At 42.5% G+C, this 19,867-nt stretch carries 13 protein-coding genes; all 13 read left to right on the forward strand.

The window, feature by feature from the left end; translation table 11 throughout:
- The first annotated feature begins 494 nt into the window (after positions 1–494).
- The 13 genes from I2I13_RS21620 to I2I13_RS21680 all read left to right on the forward strand — a co-directional run bounded on the left by I2I13_RS21620 (position 495) and on the right by I2I13_RS21680 (position 19,860).
- Complete coding sequence (locus tag I2I13_RS21620; RefSeq protein WP_195650480.1) at positions 495–2,093, forward strand: HAMP domain-containing sensor histidine kinase; 1,599 nt, start codon at positions 495–497, stop codon at positions 2,091–2,093.
- 135 nt (positions 2,094–2,228) lie between these two features.
- Positions 2,229–5,384, forward strand: coding sequence for an ATP-binding protein (locus I2I13_RS21625; RefSeq protein WP_195650481.1), 3,156 nt, complete (start codon positions 2,229–2,231; stop codon positions 5,382–5,384).
- A gap of 216 nt (positions 5,385–5,600) precedes the next feature.
- The gene (locus I2I13_RS21630; protein WP_195650482.1) at positions 5,601–6,902 is read left to right on the forward strand and encodes a Na+/H+ antiporter NhaC family protein; all 1,302 of its coding nucleotides are present in this window, start codon (positions 5,601–5,603) and stop codon (positions 6,900–6,902) included.
- 106 nt (positions 6,903–7,008) lie between these two features.
- Entirely contained in the window at positions 7,009–7,560 is a 552-nt protein-coding gene (locus tag I2I13_RS21635) for a 30S ribosomal protein S16 (RefSeq protein ID WP_004325681.1), read from the forward strand.
- Between the two features lie 177 nt (positions 7,561–7,737).
- Positions 7,738–8,733, forward strand: coding sequence for a GntR family transcriptional regulator (locus I2I13_RS21640; RefSeq protein ID WP_195650483.1), 996 nt, complete (start codon positions 7,738–7,740; stop codon positions 8,731–8,733).
- 67 nt (positions 8,734–8,800) lie between these two features.
- Positions 8,801–10,576, forward strand: coding sequence for an L-fucose isomerase (fucI, locus tag I2I13_RS21645; protein ID WP_148367599.1), 1,776 nt, complete (start codon positions 8,801–8,803; stop codon positions 10,574–10,576).
- A gap of 131 nt (positions 10,577–10,707) precedes the next feature.
- Positions 10,708–11,346: a class II aldolase/adducin family protein gene (locus I2I13_RS21650; protein WP_195650484.1), complete on the forward strand. Its 639-nt coding sequence runs from the start codon at positions 10,708–10,710 to the stop codon at positions 11,344–11,346.
- A 17-nt stretch (positions 11,347–11,363) separates the two neighbouring features.
- Positions 11,364–12,794, forward strand: coding sequence for a rhamnulokinase family protein (locus I2I13_RS21655; RefSeq protein WP_148367597.1), 1,431 nt, complete (start codon positions 11,364–11,366; stop codon positions 12,792–12,794).
- A gap of 6 nt (positions 12,795–12,800) precedes the next feature.
- Complete coding sequence (locus I2I13_RS21660; RefSeq protein ID WP_004303848.1) at positions 12,801–13,193, forward strand: L-rhamnose mutarotase; 393 nt, start codon at positions 12,801–12,803, stop codon at positions 13,191–13,193.
- A gap of 19 nt (positions 13,194–13,212) precedes the next feature.
- Entirely contained in the window at positions 13,213–14,523 is a 1,311-nt protein-coding gene (fucP, locus tag I2I13_RS21665; protein WP_195650485.1) for an L-fucose:H+ symporter permease, read from the forward strand.
- 189 nt (positions 14,524–14,712) lie between these two features.
- Entirely contained in the window at positions 14,713–15,270 is a 558-nt protein-coding gene (locus tag I2I13_RS21670; protein WP_195650486.1) for an RNA polymerase sigma-70 factor, read from the forward strand.
- A 56-nt stretch (positions 15,271–15,326) separates the two neighbouring features.
- Complete coding sequence (locus I2I13_RS21675) at positions 15,327–16,313, forward strand: FecR family protein (RefSeq protein ID WP_195650487.1); 987 nt, start codon at positions 15,327–15,329, stop codon at positions 16,311–16,313.
- A 196-nt stretch (positions 16,314–16,509) separates the two neighbouring features.
- On the forward strand, positions 16,510–19,860 hold the full coding sequence (locus tag I2I13_RS21680; RefSeq protein WP_195650488.1) for a SusC/RagA family TonB-linked outer membrane protein: 3,351 nt from the start codon (positions 16,510–16,512) through the stop codon (positions 19,858–19,860).
- The last annotated feature ends 7 nt before the right edge of the window (positions 19,861–19,867 follow it).

Raw genomic sequence — 19,867 nt, forward strand, 5'->3', positions numbered from 1 at the left:
GTAACCCCCATAAAAAATAGAAAACGTACAACAAAGGCTCCATATGCCCTAAGGGGCACACGAAGCCCTATTTCGTTCCTTTTAAAGGAACGTGCTTTTTCTCGGTGTGCAACGGGTGGTTCCTTTTAAAGGAACCACCCGTTGGTTTTAAAGGAAAAATGCACATTTATTACGCATTAATAATCAATCACTTACAGATTCGAAAAATTCAAATACCGACTAACTTCCCCCAACAGCGTTTAATTCAACAAATCCGTACAAGTTCACCTATTTATTTCTTAAAAGATCGTTGTTAGTTAACTAAAATCCAAGGGAAATATCATTTATTACATTCTCTTTTCGTACCAAGAAAAAGAAAAACGGAACATTACAAAAATCTGAAACAGCATTCATCATTTTTTTAAAGTCCGTATATTAGCAGCTTGAAGATTTGAAAGAGATAAACAGCATACTCCTTTCGAGTTTAAATAACCAAACAAGATGCCTAAAACAATATGATCAGAGAAAGAGAGAATTACCATGCATTTTTACTTCATTTCTTAGAAAGACTGAATAGCTGTGACTCTATTGAGAAAAAAATCACAGAATCACTTACGGACATTTGCGAATACTATGGTTTTAAAAGAGCATTCATTTATCAAACGGACGGATTTCGCTACTTTTATTTAAAGGAAACAATTGGAAATAACGACAATATCCTGCGCCAGCGTTTTGAAATCAGTGAAATGAGCAATCAACACGTTGCCCACGCAAATGGCAAAAGCAAACCTTTTTATGCCTGCAGAACCCAAAACGCTTCCTGGGATGATGTAGACATCATTGATTTTTATAGAGTCAATTCTTTACTGATCCGGCAAATTCAAGACTCCGAAGGAAAAATCATCGGATTCATCGGATTTGCAGACAGGGAGCATGCAATATCTTTCACCGATGAGGAACTGCAAATAATTCATCTCATTTTAGGATCACTCTCCAAGGAAATAGCAGTGCGTGAATATAAAGAAAGGGAAGTACGGGCAAGCAAGACTTTAAGTAGTATCATGAACAACATGGGAGTTGACATCTATGTAAACTCTTTCGACTCTCATGATATGCTATATGCCAATGAATCCATGGCTGCTCCATACGGAGGAATTGAACATTTTGAAGGAAAAAAATGCTGGCAGGCTCTATATAAAGATAAAACCGGAGAATGTGAGTTTTGCCCGAAGAAACATTTGATAGATGAAAACGGGTTGCCAACTAAAGTTTACTCCTGGGATTATCAACGTCCATTTGACAAATGTTGGTTTCGTGTATTCAGTGCCGCATTTGACTGGATAGACGGACAGATGGCACACGTAATCACCAGTGTCGATATTAACCATCAAAAAACAATAGAGGAAGAACTAAGAATAGCCAAAGAAAAAGCGGAAAATCTGGATCGTTTAAAATCGGCCTTTCTTGCCAATATGAGTCATGAAATCCGCACTCCGTTAAATGCGATTGTCGGCTTTGCCAGTTTACTGGTCGAATCGGATGACAAAAAGGACCGCCAGGATTATGTCGATATCATGCAGGAAAACACAGAACTTCTCTTACAACTGATATCCGATATTCTCGATTTATCCAAAATAGAGGCCGGAACACTCGACTTCACCATGGATCATCTGGACATCAAGAGCTTCTGTGAAGATATAATGCGCAATTATGATATAAAAGAAGATAAGCCCGTCCCCGTTTTGCTGACTCCGGACTTACCTCAATATTATATTTATACAGATAAAAAGCGTTTAATGCAGGTAATCACCAATTTCATAAATAACGCTCTCAAATTTACCAAAGAAGGCCAAATTCTCCTTGAATATCATCATAAAAAAGAAACAGATGAAATAGAGTTCTCCGTCACAGATACGGGTATGGGGATTGCTCCGGATAAAGCAAGTCGGGTCTTCGAACGTTTTGTAAAACTCAATTCTTTTTCAAAAGGCACAGGGTTAGGCCTGTCTATTTGCAGAAGTATTATCGAGCACCTCGGGGGGACTATCGGTGTTGAATCCAAGTTAGGGACCGGTTCCCGTTTCTGGTTCACGCACCCTTATAAAGTCAAATAAGAAGCCCGTCTAAAAAGCGTATAAATTTCTCTCTTTTATTTACTTTTCATGACCAAAGTTTAGTTTAATCCATTTATTATTAATACCTTTGTAATCACATAAACTTAATAAACCATCAAAAAACATTAAAATTTAATGACAACACACAATCAAATAAAAGCAAATACCTCTTATCTTATAAAACTTTTTTTGTCGTTCTGTTTATTGTTTTCTTTCACCACTCCGAGTCTAGCTCAAAAAGATTCAGTAAACTCTTCCAATTATCTTCTAATTATTAATTCATATACAGAAGCAGCTCCCTGGAGTTTTAGAATGATTTCCGCGATAACCGAATACACTCAAACTCTTCCTCAACTAGCACTCTATACCGAACATATGAATATGCTAATGATGGATGCAGACTCTACTTTAAAAGAGTTCAAACAAACGATCCTGGAAAAATACAGACAACATTCTCCACGAATGCTGATATTGATAGGAAATTCCAGTATGATATTACGGGATGACTTCAGGAAGATGTGGGGGAATGTTCCGATTATACTATGCGCCGAAGAAGATTATATCGGACCGAAAGAGTTTTATCTCCAAAAGAAACCGATTGACGTAACTGCAAGAATCCCAATAGCGGACATAGCCAAACCTTATAATCTAACTTTCTTACATTCTAATTTCTATATTAAAGAGAATATAGAACTAATTTGCCGAATGACTCCCCATATAAAGAATTTCATATTTATCGGTGATGAACGGCAAAACAACCAGACTTACAACACAGTTATTGAGCAAGAATTAGCAAAGGATCATCCGGATATCAATTATCAATTCATATCTCCTCGAAAGATGCGGATTAACCATTTGTTAGACACTCTTTATTCTATTGACCCCCAAATAACAGGAATACTCTTTTCTTCCTGGTTCTACAAACACACATTTGCCGGTAACACTTCGTTGGTTATAAATTCTCACCGGCTAATCCCCACAACATCCGCTCCTTTATTCAGTCTTGGCATGTTGACAATCAAAGACAATACAGGAGGAACGATAGGAGGATACGTCTACGACCAAGATACATACAACAAAAAAATAGTAGAAACAATCCAAGCAATATTAGATGGGAAACAAGCAGCCGAAATTCCTTTTTACGAACCTTCGAATGCCGCCCCTACAATCAATTACAGTGTATTGCTCCGTAAAGGATTATCACCGAATCTATGTCCTTCCAACACAATTTTCTTTAACAAGCCACCTACTTTTTGGGAACAATACGGATATTTCATTTTAGGATCAGTCGTTTGTTTCATACTGCTTGCTCTACTCTTTCAATACCGTATCAATCATCTGAATAAATTAAAGAAGTTACAACAGAAAGAGATTGACACGATGACTTCCTACAAGAATCTGATTAACAATATGCCTATACTTTATATGCAAGAAGAGTTAATTATGAACGAAGAAGGCACGCCAATAGAATTAATATATCGGAATGTAAACTCTCACTTTGAAAAAAACTTCTTCCGCAAAGAAGACGTAATAGGCAAAAAGGCCAGTGAGTTATTCCCTGAATCCATGCCAGAGTTTCTGCATTTCACCAAAATATCACTTACTGAAAACAAAGCCATCACTTTCCCATATTACTTTAAACAGATAGATGCATTCTATGATATAGTCCTGAAAGGTACTCACCACAATAACATTGTCGATATTTTCTGTCTGGACAGTACAGAACTATACAAAGCCCAACAAAAATTGAGTGCTACCAACAACAAGCTTGCAATGGCACTGGACGTAGCCAATATTGTGCCCTGGAAATGGGATTTATTAAGCAAAACTATACTTTGCGACATCAACAAACCCATCGAACTCAGTACAAATGAAAAAGATATAAGTGAAGAACAATTAGCAGTACCCGACTCTCAATATTTCTCTAAAATATTCAAAGAAGACCGCAAACGTGTAGAAAAAGCCTACGAAGATCTGCTAAAAGGACGTTCGGATAAGGTTAGGGAAGAATATCGGGTAGTCAACATACAGAATCACATCCATCGAATAGAATGGGTAGAAGCGCAAGCTGCTGTAGAGACTCGTGATAAAAACGGAAAGCCACTGTCTCTGGTCGGCTCCTCTTTAATCATCACCAAACGAAAAAAGATGGAAATGGAATTGATGACAGCCAGAGACCGGGCAGAAGAATCCAATCGTCTCAAATCAGCTTTCCTCGCAAACATGAGTCATGAAATCCGTACTCCTCTCAATGCTATTGTCGGTTTCTCCAGTATATTAGCATCAACAGACGAAAAAGAAGAAAAGCAGGAGTATGTGAGCATCATTGAAAATAATAACACGCTGTTATTACAATTAATCAGCGATATTCTGGATTTATCAAAGATTGAAGCCGGAACATTGGAATTTCAGTATTCCAACATTGATTTGAATAAGGTGATGAATGAGTTAACAAGCTCATTACAGCTAAAAATTAAATCGGATAAAGTACAGCTAAGCTGTCATCCGACAATGGAAACCTGCTTTATCCATACTGAAAAGAACCGTCTATCGCAGTTACTCATCAATTTGATAAGCAATGCTATCAAATTTACAACCGAGGGGTATATTCGTTTTGGCTATGAACTTCGCAACAAAGAAATTTATTTTTATGTCAGCGATACAGGTTGCGGTATACCCAAAGACAAACAGAAGAGCATTTTCGGACGTTTTGTCAAACTAAACAGCTTTGAACAAGGTACAGGGTTAGGACTTTCTATTTGCCAGACATTAGTAGAGCACATGGGAGGATCTATCGGAGTAAATTCGGAAGAAGGAAAAGGTTCCACATTCTGGTTTACACTACCATATAAAGCCGCAGTGGCTGTAGATGAAGACACTGCAAAGACAGAGCTCCAACCAATAACCATAGAGAAAAACAAACTTAGCATTCTGATTGCAGAAGATAATGACAGCAACTACAAATTATTTGCATCCATATTAAAGGGAGAATATCAATTGATTCATGCTTGGGATGGACAAGAAGCAGTAGAAATGTTCAATAAGTATAATCCGCAAATCATACTAATGGACATCAATATGCCTGTTATGGACGGCTACGAAGCAACCAAAGAAATCCGGAAATACTCGGCTAAAGTGCCAATTATTGCCATTACCGCCTTTGCCTATGCTTCAGATGAGCAGAAGGTGATAGAAAGTGGGTTCGACGGTTATATGCCTAAGCCTATTAATGCACAACAGTTAAAAGCCCAATTAATAGACATCGTACAAAAGCGCATCATCTTACTGTAAAAGAAATATATCATCTCCTATTTTATTTAAGACCGTGAAAACCATGAAATAGGAGATGATATATTCAAGCCACTCTCTTTAGAAACAATAACATATTCGGGCTTGTTATAAATATGTTACTTTAGCTATTCTTTTTTGCCACTTCCTGCGAAAAACACTACTTTTGCACCGCTATTTCAAATATTTAGAATAAAATAAATACCACAACGTCCATTTATGACTGAAGAAAAAACACATAAAAACCGTCCCGGAAACTGGTGGGCCTTGAGTCCGTTACTCGTATTCCTCTGCCTCTATCTGGTGACGTCCATCCTCGTCAACGACTTTTATAAAGTGCCTATCACTGTGGCCTTTCTCGTCTCTTCTTGTTATGCCATCGCCATTACCCCCGGCTTGAAACTGGACCAGCGTATCTACCAATTCTCAGTAGGAGCTGCCAATAAGAACATCCTCCTGATGATATGGATATTCATTCTTGCCGGAGCTTTTGCACAAAGCGCCAAGCAAATGGGCGCAATCGATGCCACCGTCAATCTGACACTACATATTCTCCCGGATAATCTGCTGCTGGCCGGCATCTTTATTGCTGCCTGTTTCATCTCTTTATCCATCGGAACCAGCGTGGGAACTATTGTCGCCCTCACTCCCGTTGCTGTAGGACTGGCAGAAAAGACGGAGATAGCACTCCCTTTTATGGTGGCTGTCGTAGTCGGTGGTTCTTTTTTCGGAGATAATCTGTCGTTTATTTCAGACACCACCATTGCCTCTACCAAAACTCAGGAATGTGTAATGCGCGACAAATTCCGGGTAAACTCGATGATAGTGGTGCCGGCAGCCATCATCGTGCTGGGTATTTATATATTCCAAGGATTGTCCATTACTGCTCCCACTCAAACACAAACCATTGAATGGCTCAAAGTGATACCTTATATAATAGTATTAGGAACAGCCATTGCCGGAATTAATGTAATGCTCGTACTTATAATAGGTATATTGACTACTGGTATCATCGGCATCGCTACCAGTAGCTTCGGTATATTCGACTGGTTTGGCGCCATGGGGACAGGAATTACAGGCATGGGAGAATTGATTATCATCACTCTGCTGGCCGGAGGTATGCTCGAAACCATCCGTTATAACGGTGGTATTGATTTCATCATCCGGAAACTCACCCGCCATGTCAATGGCAAGAGGGGTGCCGAACTAAGCATTGCCGCCCTGGTGAGCATTGCCAATTTATGCACTGCCAACAACACGATTGCCATTATCACAACCGGACCGATTGCCAAAGATATTGCCATAAAATTCCATCTCGACCGGAGAAAAACAGCCAGTATCCTCGATACTTTCTCCTGCCTGATACAAGGAATTATCCCTTATGGAGCACAGATGCTGATTGCAGCAGGACTTGCCAGCATCTCCCCTATCAGTATCATCGGCAATCTCTATTATCCATTTACAATGGGAGCATGCGCCCTGCTCGCAATCTTGTTCCGCTATCCGAAACGGTATTCGTAAAAAAGAGGCGAAATGTTTGTCAATCAAAAGAAAAGCCGTATCTTTGTGCCCGCTATTACGAGATAATAGCATAATTCAAATCAATCATTAAAAACAATTATTAAAAATGGCAACTAGAATCAGATTGCAGAGACACGGACGTAAAAGTTACGCGTTCTATTCAATTGTAATTGCAGACAGCAGAGCACCACGTGATGGTAAATTTATTGAGAAGATTGGTACTTACAACCCAAATACCAATCCTGCTACAGTAGATTTGAATTTCGACGCTGCATTGGCATGGGTACTGAAAGGTGCACAACCAAGTGACACTGTACGTAACATCCTTTCTCGTGAAGGAGTTTACATGAAGAAACATCTTCTGGGCGGTGTAGCAAAAGGCGCATTCGGAGAAGCAGAAGCTGAAGCTAAATTCGAAGCTTGGAAAAACAACAAACAGTCAGGTTTGGCTACTTTGAAAGCTAAACAGGACGAGGCTAAGAAAGCGGAAGCGAAAGCACGTCTGGAAGCAGAAAAGAAAATCAACGAAGTGAAAGCAAAAGCACTCGCTGAAAAGAAAGCTGCTGAAGCTGCTGAAAAGGCTGCTGCTGAAGCACCTGCAGAAGAAGCTGCAGCTCCGGCTGAAGAAGCTCCTGCAACAGAAGCTGCTGCTGAATAAATTTCAGCAGATTCCGAATAAGAAATTAGGAAAAAGCTATAATCCTCTCCGGTTCGCCGGAGGGGATTTTTTTATTACTTTATGCTATAAAACATAGCAAATAATTATTCTCTTTCAGAATAAAATGTCTTTCTTTGCATCAGCATAGTTCAGCACAGTATTACTTATTTTTACAGCATGAAACGAACTGATAAAAAGGCAACATTCGGACAACAGTCGAGCAAGGTTACGCAACTAGCGGACGCACTTAGCCAGGCAATCTCCAGGAAAGAATTTCTTGAAGGAGATTCTTTGCCTTCCATCAATCAGTTGAGTGCTCAATACGGAGTATCACGCGACACCGTTTTCAAAGCTTTCCTTGATTTACGCGAACGAGGGTTGATCGACTCCACTCCCGGAAAAGGATATTACGTGACGAGCCAGGTAACCAATGTTTTATTACTGCTCGACCAATACACTCCTTTCAAAGAAGCATTATACAATAGTTTCGTCAAGCATCTGCCTATTAATTATAAGGTAGATTTATTGTTTCATCAATACAACGAACGGTTATTTAACACCATCATCCGGGAATCCATAGGAAAATACAACAAATACATCGTGATGAATTTCGATAACGAGAAATTCAGCACAGCTCTCAATAAAATTAATCCCACCAAATTGCTACTTCTTGATTTCGGCAAGTTCGAAAAAGAGAAGTATTCATATATCTGTCAAGATTTCGACGAATCTTTCTATCAGGCATTGCATTTGCTCAGGGAAAGGCTGAAAAACTATCACCAACTTGTTTTTCTGTTTCCGAAAAGCCTGAAGCACCCTCAAAGCAGCAAGGAATATTTCACCCGTTTCTGTCAGGAACAGGGATTCCTCTGTGAGGTTCAGGAGGACATCGAGAATCTGACAATATGCAAGGGAGTTGCCTACATTGCTATCAAGCAACAAGATGTGGTAAAGGTAGTGAAACAAGGCAGATTGGAAGGGCTGAAATGCGGAAAAGATTTCGGCTTGTTGGCATACAATGATATTCCTTCTTACGAAGTGATTGACGAAGGAATAACCTCATTGAGTATTGACTGGGAAATGATGGGAAACGAAGCTGCTAATTTCGTTCTTAATAATGTAACGGTACAAAAGTTCTTGCCGACAGAAGTAAGACTTCGAAAGTCGCTTTAATTTTTTTTGCAATATAATCAGCACAGTTCAGCACAGATATTAATTAATCCTTTAATAGATAGAAACCATGAAAAAGTATCCGAAAATCGGGATTCGTCCCACAATCGATGGTCGCCAAGGTGGCGTTCGCGAAAGTCTTGAAGAAAAAACAATGAATCTGGCAAAGGCAGTAGCCGAATTAATCAGCAGTAATCTGAAAAACGGCGACGGCAGCCCGGTAGAATGTGTTATTGCCGATAGCACTATCGGACGCGTAGCCGAAAGTGCCGCCTGTGCGGAAAAGTTTGAAAGAGAAGGAGTAGGCTCTACCATTACCGTCACTTCCTGCTGGTGCTATGGTGCGGAAACAATGGACATGAATCCTCATTATCCGAAAGCTGTTTGGGGATTTAACGGTACAGAACGTCCGGGAGCTGTATATTTGGCAGCGGTATTGGCAGGACATGCACAAAAAGGACTTCCTGCATTCGGTATCTACGGACGTGATGTTCAGGATCTGGACGATAATACAATCCCTGAAGATGTATCGGAAAAGATTCTTCGTTTTGCACGCGCTGCACAGGCAGTAGCTACCATGAGAGGCAAATCTTACCTGTCAATGGGTAGTGTATCCATGGGTATCGCCGGTTCTATCGTTAATCCTGATTTCTTCCAGGAATATCTGGGAATGCGCAATGAATCAATAGACCTCACAGAAATCATCCGCCGGATGGATGAAGGTATCTATGACCACGAAGAATACGCCAAAGCAATGGAGTGGACTGAAAAACATTGCAAGACCAACGAAGGTGAAGACTTCAAGAACCGCCCTGAAAAGCGTAAAACCCGTGAGCAGAAAGATGCAGACTGGGAGTTCATCGTAAAAATGACAATTATCATGCGCGACCTGATGACCGGAAATCCCAAACTGAAAGAAATGGGATTCAAGGAAGAAGCTTTGGGACACAATGCCATTGCAGCCGGTTTCCAAGGACAACGCCAATGGACAGACTTTTATCCTAACGGTGACTATCCGGAAGCTTTACTCAATACTTCTTTCGACTGGAACGGCATCCGTGAAGCATTTGTGGTAGCTACCGAAAATGACGCTTGCAACGGTGTAGCCATGCTGTTCGGACATCTGCTGACCAACCGTGCACAAATATTCTCCGACGTACGTACATACTGGAGTCCTGAAGCTGTAAAACGTGTAACCGGCAAAGAATTGAGTGGTCTGGCAGCCAATGGTATCATCCACCTTATCAATTCAGGTGCAACAACTCTCGACGGTTCCGGCCAATCAGTAGACGCAGAAGGTAATCCGGTTATGAAAGAACCCTGGAACCTGACGGACGCTGATGTAGAGAACTGTCTCAAAGCAACAACCTGGTATCCGGCAGACCGTGATTACTTCCGTGGTGGTGGTTTCTCGTCCAACTTCCTGTCAAAAGGTGGAATGCCTGTAACCATGATGCGTCTGAACCTGATTAAAGGCTTAGGCCCTGTCCTGCAAATTGCAGAAGGATGGACAGTTGAAATCGATCCGGAAATCCATCAGAAACTCAATATGCGTACAGACCCGACATGGCCTACCACTTGGTTTGTACCCCGCCTGTGCGATAAACCGGCTTTCAAAGATGTATATTCAGTTATGAATAACTGGGGAGCCAATCATGGAGCCATCAGCTACGGCCATATCGGTCAAGACTTAATCACGCTTGCTTCCATGCTCCGCATCCCGGTATGTATGCATAATGTGGAAGAAGACCGGATGTTCCGCCCGGCCGCTTGGAATGCCTTCGGCATGGACAAAGAAGGAGCAGACTACAGAGCTTGTGCAACTTACGGCCCGATCTATAAATAAACAAGTTTTTTTCGTCCTGTATAAATAAATATTTTAACTTTGCCGTTCGTAGGGGGCGGGCTACCTTCTTCTGGTATACCCAATAAATATCGGAACAGCCTCTCCCCTACAACGACTTAAATAAGAACACTATGATTACTAACGAACATATTGAACAATTCATTGCACAAGCACACCGTTACGGGGATGCAAAATTAATGCTTTGCAGCAGCGGTAACCTTTCTTGGAGAATCGGTGAAGAAGCATTGATTTCCGGTACGGGTTCTTGGGTTCCCACACTTGGCAAAGAAAAAGTTTCGATCTGCAATATTGCCAGCGGCACTCCTTCCAATAGCGTAAAACCTTCTATGGAAAGCACATTCCATTTAGGTATTCTCCGCGAACGTCCGGACGTCAATGTCGTTCTCCATTTCCAATCGGAATATGCCACTGCTGTCTCCTGCATGAAAAACAAGCCGGCAAACTTCAACGTAACAGCAGAAATTCCTTGCCATGTAGGTTCGGAAATACCGGTGATTCCATATTATCGTCCGGGCTCACCGGAACTGGCGAAAGCCGTAGTAGAAGCCATGCAAAAGCATAACTCGGTTTTACTGACTAACCACGGGCAAGTGGTATGCGAAAAAGATTTCGATCAAGTATACGAACGGGCTACCTTCTTCGAAATGGCTTGCCGCATCATCGTTCAATCCGGTGGTGATTATTCTGTGCTCACACCGGCAGAAATTGAAGATTTGGAAATTTACGTATTAGGAAAGAAAAGCAACTAGCATCCGGGCACATTACCATGAAAGATACCATCAAACACACTTATTTAGCAGCAGACTTCGGAGGCGGCAGCGGACGGATCATCGCCGGCTTCCTTTTCAACGGTAAGTTGGAATTGGAAGAGGTATACCGCTTCTCCAACCGGCAGGTCAAACTTGGCAATCATGTTTACTGGGACTTCCCGTCTCTATTCGAAGATATGAAAACCGGACTAAAACTGGCTGCACAAAAAGGATATGCCGTAAGAGGTATTGGTATTGATACTTGGGGAGTGGATTTCGGACTGATTGACAAGCATGGAAACCTGTTAGGAAATCCTGTCTGTTACCGGGATGCGAGAACAGAGGGAATGCCGGCAGAAGTATTCAAGTTTATAGATGAACACCGACATTATGCCGAGACCGGTATCCAGGTGATGCCTATCAATACACTGTTTCAACTTTACAGCATGAAACAGAATCAAGATATACAGTTGGAAGTCGCCCGGCAACTTCTATTCATGCCCGATCTCTTCAGTTACTTCCTGACAGGAGTAGCCAATAATGAATATTGCATCGCTTCCACCTCCGAATTACTGGACGCCAAATCACGGAACTGGTCACTCAATACCATACACGCCTTAGGTCTTCCCGAACATCTGTTCGGCGAGATTATTCTTCCCGGAACAATCAGGGGCACACTAAAAGAGGATATCGCACGCGAAACCGGACTGGGTGCCGTAGACGTTATTGCCGTAGGTTCACACGATACAGCCAGTGCCGTAGCCGCAGTTCCTGCCACAGAAAGCCCCATCGCTTTCCTTAGTTCCGGCACTTGGTCGCTACTGGGAGTTGAAGTGGACGAACCTATACTGACGGAAGAAGCAAGAAAAGCTCAATTCACCAATGAAGGAGGTGTTGACGGCAAGATCCGTTTCCTCCAGAATATAACAGGATTATGGATTCTGCAACGCTTGATGAATGAGTGGAAAGTATGTGGTGAGGAACAAGATTATAATATAATCATCCCGCAGGCTGCCAAAGCCAAGATTGATACAATCATCCCTGTAGACGACGCCACATTCATGAATCCGGAAAATATGGAAAACGCGCTTATTCATTATTGCCGGAGTCATGCTTTGCAAGTTCCCCAAAGCAAAGCAGAGACTGTACGATGTGTACTCCAGTCATTAGCTTTCAAATATCGTCAGGCTGTGGAACAGCTCAACCGTTGTCTCCCCGCTCCGATCCGTCAGTTAAATATCATCGGCGGAGGGTCACAAAATAAGTTACTCAACCAACTGACAGCTGACGAACTCGGCATTCCTGTTTATGCAGGTCCGGTGGAAGCTACTGCAATGGGAAACATTCTGACGCAGGCAATGGCTAAAGGAGAAATTGCCGATCTTCGTGAATTGCGAGAAATTGTCACTCGCAGCGTTACACCACAAGTATATTACCCTAAAAAATAAAAGTATATGGAAACATCCAAAACCGGTTATCAGGTTCAATCTTATGACGTTCCCGTCAAACGATATTGCCAAACCCTTGATTTACGCAATTCTCCGGAACTAATCGCCGAATATCGGAAAAGACATAGCCAAGCGGAAGCATGGCCGGAAATCCTTGCCGGTATCCGGGAAGTTGGCATCCTGGAAATGGAAATTTATATTCTGGGAACACGACTGTTTATGATTGTCGAAACTCCCCTTGATTTTGACTGGGACACAGCTATGGAACGCCTGAACACCCTTCCCCGCCAACAGGAGTGGGAAGAATATATGGCTATCTTCCAACAAGCCGCACCCGGAATGAGTTCCGCAGAGAAATGGAAACCGATGGAAAGAATGTTCCATTTGTATAATACTTAAAAAAATACCAGAAACAACCATGAAACACACCAAGCAGTCCATCCTTTCGAAAGATGGCATCAGTTATCTTATACCTTTTATTCTCATTACCTCCTGTTTTGCGTTATGGGGATTTGCCAATGACATTACCAATCCGATGGTAAAGGCATTCTCTAAAATCTTCCGGATGAGTGCCACCGATGGAGCATTGGTACAAGTTGCCTTCTATGGAGGGTACTTTGCAATGGCTTTTCCGGCTGCCATCTTCATCCGCAAATATTCCTACAAAGCAGGTGTTTTGTTAGGACTGGGTATGTATGCTTTCGGAGCATTCTTATTCTTCCCCGCCAAAATGACGGGTGAGTATTATCCGTTTCTGATTGCTTATTTCATTCTGACCTGCGGATTGTCTTTCCTCGAAACAAGCTGTAATCCGTATATTCTTTCCATGGGAACGGAAGAAACGGCTACCCGGCGTTTGAATCTTGCACAGTCTTTCAACCCGATGGGGTCGCTTCTCGGAATGTATGTAGCCATGCAGTTCATTCAAGCGAAATTGCATCCGATGTGTACCGAAGACCGCGCATTGCTTAACGACAGCGAATTTCAGGCGATCAAAGAGAGTGACCTTAGTGTCCTGATCGCTCCTTATCTCATCATCGGACTGGTTATCGTTGCCATGCTGCTATTGATACGATTCGTCAAAATGCCTAAAAACGGAGATCAGAATCACAAAATAGACTTCTTCCCTACACTCAAACGCATTTTCAAGGAAACACGTTATCGTGAAGGTGTGATAGCCCAGTTCTTTTATGTGGGAGCACAAATCATGTGCTGGACGTTCATCATTCAGTATGGAACACGACTGTTTATGTCACAAGGCATGGACGAAAAAAGTGCAGAAGTGTTATCACAACAATATAATATCGTGGCAATGGTTATTTTTTGTATCAGCCGCTTTATCTGTACCTTTATCCTGCGCTATCTCAATGCCGGAAAGTTACTGATGATTCTTGCTATCTTCGGAGGTATTTTTACATTAGGTACCATCTTCCTGCAGAATATCCTCGGTTTATATTGCCTTGTGGCAGTTTCAGCATGTATGTCGTTGATGTTCCCCACCATTTATGGCATCGCACTGAAAGGCATGGGAGACGACGCCAAGTTCGGAGCCGCCGGTCTCATCATGGCTATTCTGGGTGGTTCCATTCTCCCTCCGCTACAAGCAAGCATTATTGATCTGAAAGAAGTCGGCTGGTTGCCCGCTGTCAACGCTTCATTCGTTCTTCCGTTTATTTGCTTCCTTGTAATTATCGGCTATGGCTACCGTACAGTGAAAAGAAACTGGTAAAATACAGACTAAAAAATAGTGACGCTATCCCGATAAGATACCGTCACTATCCAACACTTATAGTGACACCATCCCACCCGGATAGCGTCACTATTTTATTTTCTTTTTTTATAAAGAATTCTTTTTTTCTTCGTATCTTAATTTATTTGTTTAAATTTGTCAATCAATTTCCAACAATTTGTTAATTCGATGACCGAAAGCCGAGATGACATACTCCTAGCACACGAATTTGAGACGATATTTACCGGATATTATTCAGCGGTGAAATATTTCGCCTTCATGCTACTAAAATCCGAAGCGGATGCGGAAGACATCACCCAAGATGTTTTCACCAAATTATGGACGCAACCTCAAATATGGTCGGATCGGGATAGCACAGAGATATCCAATTATATCTTTGCCATGACCAAACACATCACTATCAACTTCATCAAACATAAAAGAATAGTAGAAGAATATCAGGAAAGCGTGATCGAAAAAAGCCTCATCGAAGAACTTTTCCAAACAGATAACACACTCGAACCTATCTATTATAAAGAAGCAGAGCTATTGGTACGTCTGGTTCTGAGCCGTCTTCCGGAACGTCGTAGAGAAATCTTCGTACTAAGCCGTCTTAGAAATATGAGCAATCAAGAGATTGCCGAAAAACTGAATATTTCCGTCCGCACAGTAGAACATCAAATCTACCGAACCATGCTGGAATTAAAAAAGATTATTTTTATTGCATTTTTTTTCTATTTCGTGTAAGTAGTTCATCCGCTTCAAGTGTGCTATTTATATAACACCAATAATAAATAGCATAAATGAAAAATTATTTCCAGAAAATATTGACCTTATTCACTAGAAGCGAATATCCGAAATCTACTCAACAAGAATTTTACAGATGGTTGGTAGACAAAGAACATACTTCCGAAAAAGAAGATGCATTACTTACTCTCTGGCAGGAAGCTCTTCAACAAAAGATTGTATCTAATACACACCAATCATACGAGCAATTAAGAAAGAATGCGAATATTCCTTCCATACGGAAAGAACGCAGGATTCGTCCGGTTCATATCTGGCAGGCAGTCGCCGCCGTCTTTTTCCTTTTGGCAGCTTCTTCCATCTATCTCTCTACAATAGGAAAAGATGCAACCCCTGACTTGCTGCAACAATACATCCCGACAGCAGAAACACGGACTCTTATCCTGCCCGATGGAACCGAAGTGCAACTGAACTCACAAAGTACGCTCTTATATCCGCAGGAATTCACAGGCAAAGACCGTAGTGTATTTCTTCTTGGTGAAGCCAATTTCAAAGTCAAGCCTGACAAAAAACACCCGTTTATCGTCAAATCCAACGACTTTCAAGTTACAGCATTAGGTACAGAGTTTAATGTGTCAGCTTATCCGGAAAATGCGATAACCGCTGCAACCCTGATTTCGGGAAGCGTACTTGTAGAATATAATAATCTGAACTCACAAGTCATTTTAAGCCCTAACGAGCAATTGGCGTACAACAGGCATACACGCTTCCATTGTCTGAACAACCCCGACATGATGGATGTGACAGCCTGGCAACGTGGTGAGCTAGTATTCAGAGAAATGAATATCCAAGACATAATAACGATACTCGAACGCAAATATCCGTACACATTCGAGTACCAGCTCAAAAATATAAAAGAAGACAAATATAGTTTCCGGTTCAAAGAACAGGCCACATTATCAGAAGTGATGGACGTTATAGTAAATGTTGTCGGTCAAATGGACTATAAAATAAAAGGAAAACGCTGTTATTTGATTCCCAAGTAACAGATGACCTGAAAAAACAGCAAACAGTAAAAATATACAATATAGCACAAACCTTTTTAACCCTTTACAGACATGCAAAAAAGTATCCGGAACAGAGCCCGAACTCTATCCCGGATATGAAATCAAGATTCTCAATATTAGAGTTCTACTCTTAATTACCGTGAAATAAATTAGTTAATAACCTAATACTAAGAAAATGCTACAAATTTATGAATTTATAGTAAACCAAACAGCAAAGGGAAGAAGTTTTATTCTTTTTTTCTGCATGTTATTGATGCAGACCCCCTCCTTTGCGCAAAACAGTGCCAAAATTACCATTCAAAAGAAAAATATATCTATTATTGAGGCACTTAAAGAAGTTGAAAGACAATCCGACTTGTCTGTCGGATACAATGATTCCCAGTTGAAAGACAAGCCCGTCTTAAATCTTAACCTAAGAGCTGTCACATTAGAGAACGCCCTTTCACAAATCCTTAAAGGGAGCGGATTCACTTACCTGTTCAAGGGGAAATATATTATGATTATTCCGGACAACAAGCCTAAAGAAATTCCTGCAAAGAAAGTAACAGGAAAAGTCGTTGACGAGAGCAATGAACCTTTGATCGGAGTAAACATCAAGGTGGAAGGAAGTTCCGAAGGAGCTATCACCGATATAGATGGTAATTTCACAATTACCGCTTCTCCAGGCAGTACATTAAGTTTCACTTATATAGGATATGCATCTCAAAATGTGAAAATAACAGATAGAAACATCTATGACGTAAAATTACTGAGCGACACCAAGCAATTAAGTGAAGTAGTAGTAACAGCCCTCGGCATCAAGCGCGAACAGAAGGCATTAAGTTATAATGTACAGCAGGTAAAATCAGACGAATTAACTCAAATCAAAGACGCGAACTTCGTTAATAGCCTGAACGGTAAAGTAGCGGGTGTCACAATCAATTCAAGTTCATCCGGTGTGGGTGGTGCCAGTAAAGTGGTGATGCGTGGAACGAAGTCCATTGAGCAGAGCAGCAATGCACTGTATGTGATCGACGGTATCCCGATGTTTAATTTCGGCGGTGGCGGCGGTACGGAATTCGATTCAAAAGGTGCTACGGAAGGTATCGCCGACATCAATCCCGAAGACATCGAAAGCATTTCCGTACTGACAGGTGCGGCAGCGGCAGCCCTCTACGGTAGCAACGCAGCCAATGGAGCTATTGTTGTCACCACCAAAAAAGGAAAAGTAGGAAAGCTACAGGCAAGCGTGTCCACCGGCATCGACTGGATGAATCCATTCGTAATGCCTAAATTCCAGAATCGCTACGGAACAGGAAGCTATGGCAAAGCAAACGGCTCTACAACTCTCAGTTGGGGACCGAAGCTGAACGAAGCGAGCCGTATGGGGTACGAACCCACTGATTTTTTCGAGACGGGAGCAGTATATTCCAACTCCGTCAACTTGTCTGCCGGAACGGAAAAGAACCAGACCTTCTTCTCCGCAGCAGCGACTAATTCCGACGGAATGGTTCCCAACAATAGGTATAACAGATATAATTTTACTTTCCGCAACACGACCAGTTTCCTTAACGACAAGATGAAGCTCGATGTAGGAGCCAGTTACATCATCCAGAATGACCGCAACATGGTTAATCAGGGTGTATACTCCAACCCTTTGGTATCGACTTACCTGTTCCCTCGAAGCGATGACTTCTCATTGGTGAAGATTTTTGAACGCTGGAGCGACGCGCGCAAGATCAACTTACCTTACTGGCCACAGGGCGAAGGTAACCTCCGTATGCAGAATCCGTATTGGATTTCATACCGCAATCTCCACGAGAACAACAAGAAGCGTTATATGATGTCCGCCGGACTGACTTACGATGTACTGGATTGGCTGAACCTGTCGGGGCGTATCCGTATCGACAACTCCAATAATACATACGAGCAGAAACTTTATGCCGGAACCATCGCCACGCTGACCGACGGCAACCAGGGGCATTATACAATTGCTAAGAATGAAACGAGCCAAACGTACGCCGACTTTTTGGTGAATATCAACAAACGTATCAAAGACTTCACCCTCGTAGCCAACATCGGTACCAGTTTGAGCAACAATGCCAGCAGTACCTTTAGTTACGGTGGACCGATACAAGAGAACGGAATCCCGAACGTATTCAACGTGTTCGACCTCGACAATGTGAAAAAACGTGCCGTTCAGGAAGCGTGGAGAGACGTGACGTATTCCATCTTCGCCAACGTGGAAGTAGGTTGGAAAAGTATGCTCTACCTCACCCTGACAGGACGTAACGACTGGGCTTCACAAATTCACGGCACCACAGACCCTTCCTTCTTCTATCCATCGGTAGGTCTGTCGGCAGTAATCACCGAAATGGTGAAATTGCCCGAATGGGTCAGCTACCTGAAAGTGCGCGGTTCATACAGTTCTGTGGGTTCTCCTTACCCCCGCTACCTGACCATACCGACTTTTCCGTATGACGCCACACTGCAACAGTGGAAAGAGAAATCCATCTACCCCATCGGCACACTTTATCCCGAACGCACCAATTCTTGGGAAGTAGGCTTGGACGCAACGCTGTTCCGTGACTTCAAAATAAGCGCTTCCTTCTATTACGCCAACACGCACAACCAAACGTTCGACCCGCAGATTACGGTATCTTCCGGTTACGACAAGCTGTATGTGCAGACCGGTTCCGTGCGCAATGTGGGCGTGGAAGCTATGTTAGGCTATGCACACACTTGGAGCGGCTTCAACTGGGACACCAGCTTCACCATTTCCAGCAACCAGAACATGCTGACCGAACTGGTAAGAAACTACGTGCATCCCGAAACCGGAGAAATCATCAACAAAGACCGGCTTCCGCTGAAGACGTCTGACGGACGCGGATTGGCACAGGCTGAGTTCATCTTGAAAGAAGGTGGTTCGCTAGGCGACCTTTACACCCGCTCCGACGTGGTGCGCGACGACAAGGGAAAAGTCCAGATAGACGCCACCGGCAACGTCTCCAAAGTGGGTAACCTGAACGACATCAAACTGGGAAGCGTATTCCCGAAAGCTAATCTGGCATGGAACAACTCCTTCTCTTACAAAGGCATTAACGTGGGATTCCTTATTTCCACCCGCATCGGTGGTATCGCATATTCAGCTACACAGGCCGCTATGGATGAGTACGGAGTTTCCGAAAGAACCGCTGCCGCCCGTGATGCCGGTGGAGTGCTCGTCAACGGCCGTACGATGGTAGACGCACAAAAGTGGTTTGAGGTCATCGCCGGTTCCAGCGGATTGCCACAGTACTATACATACAGCGCAACGAATGTCCGCCTTCAGGAAGCGCGCATCGGTTATACCATCCCCCGCCGCTGGATAGGCAACGTATGCGACATCAATGTATCACTTGTAGGCCGCAATCTTTGGATGATATACAATAAAGCGCCGTTCGACCCCGAAAGCGTAGCCTCTACCGGCAACTTCTACCAGGGTATCGACTACTTCATGATGCCGAGCAGCCGCAACATCGGGTTCAACATTAAGCTTAACTTCTAAAAACGAT

This window comes from Bacteroides sp. D55t1_190419_B8 (genome assembly GCF_015558905.1).
Lineage (GTDB): Bacteria > Bacteroidota > Bacteroidia > Bacteroidales > Bacteroidaceae > Bacteroides > Bacteroides vicugnae.

Coding starts and splice junctions, on each gene's coding strand:
- I2I13_RS21630 (WP_195650482.1), top strand. CDS start 5,601: ATGACTGAAGAAAAAACACATAAAAACCGTCCCGGAAACTGGTGGGCC.
- I2I13_RS21675 (WP_195650487.1), top strand. CDS start 15,327: ATGAAAAATTATTTCCAGAAAATATTGACCTTATTCACTAGAAGCGAA.
- I2I13_RS21655 (WP_148367597.1), top strand. CDS start 11,364: ATGAAAGATACCATCAAACACACTTATTTAGCAGCAGACTTCGGAGGC.
- I2I13_RS21670 (WP_195650486.1), top strand. CDS start 14,713: ATGACCGAAAGCCGAGATGACATACTCCTAGCACACGAATTTGAGACG.
- fucI (WP_148367599.1), top strand. CDS start 8,801: ATGAAAAAGTATCCGAAAATCGGGATTCGTCCCACAATCGATGGTCGC.
- I2I13_RS21635 (WP_004325681.1), top strand. CDS start 7,009: ATGGCAACTAGAATCAGATTGCAGAGACACGGACGTAAAAGTTACGCG.
- fucP (WP_195650485.1), top strand. CDS start 13,213: ATGAAACACACCAAGCAGTCCATCCTTTCGAAAGATGGCATCAGTTAT.
- I2I13_RS21650 (WP_195650484.1), top strand. CDS start 10,708: ATGATTACTAACGAACATATTGAACAATTCATTGCACAAGCACACCGT.
- I2I13_RS21640 (WP_195650483.1), top strand. CDS start 7,738: ATGAAACGAACTGATAAAAAGGCAACATTCGGACAACAGTCGAGCAAG.
- I2I13_RS21625 (WP_195650481.1), top strand. CDS start 2,229: ATGACAACACACAATCAAATAAAAGCAAATACCTCTTATCTTATAAAA.
- I2I13_RS21660 (WP_004303848.1), top strand. CDS start 12,801: ATGGAAACATCCAAAACCGGTTATCAGGTTCAATCTTATGACGTTCCC.
- I2I13_RS21680 (WP_195650488.1), top strand. CDS start 16,510: ATGCTACAAATTTATGAATTTATAGTAAACCAAACAGCAAAGGGAAGA.
- I2I13_RS21620 (WP_195650480.1), top strand. CDS start 495: ATGATCAGAGAAAGAGAGAATTACCATGCATTTTTACTTCATTTCTTA.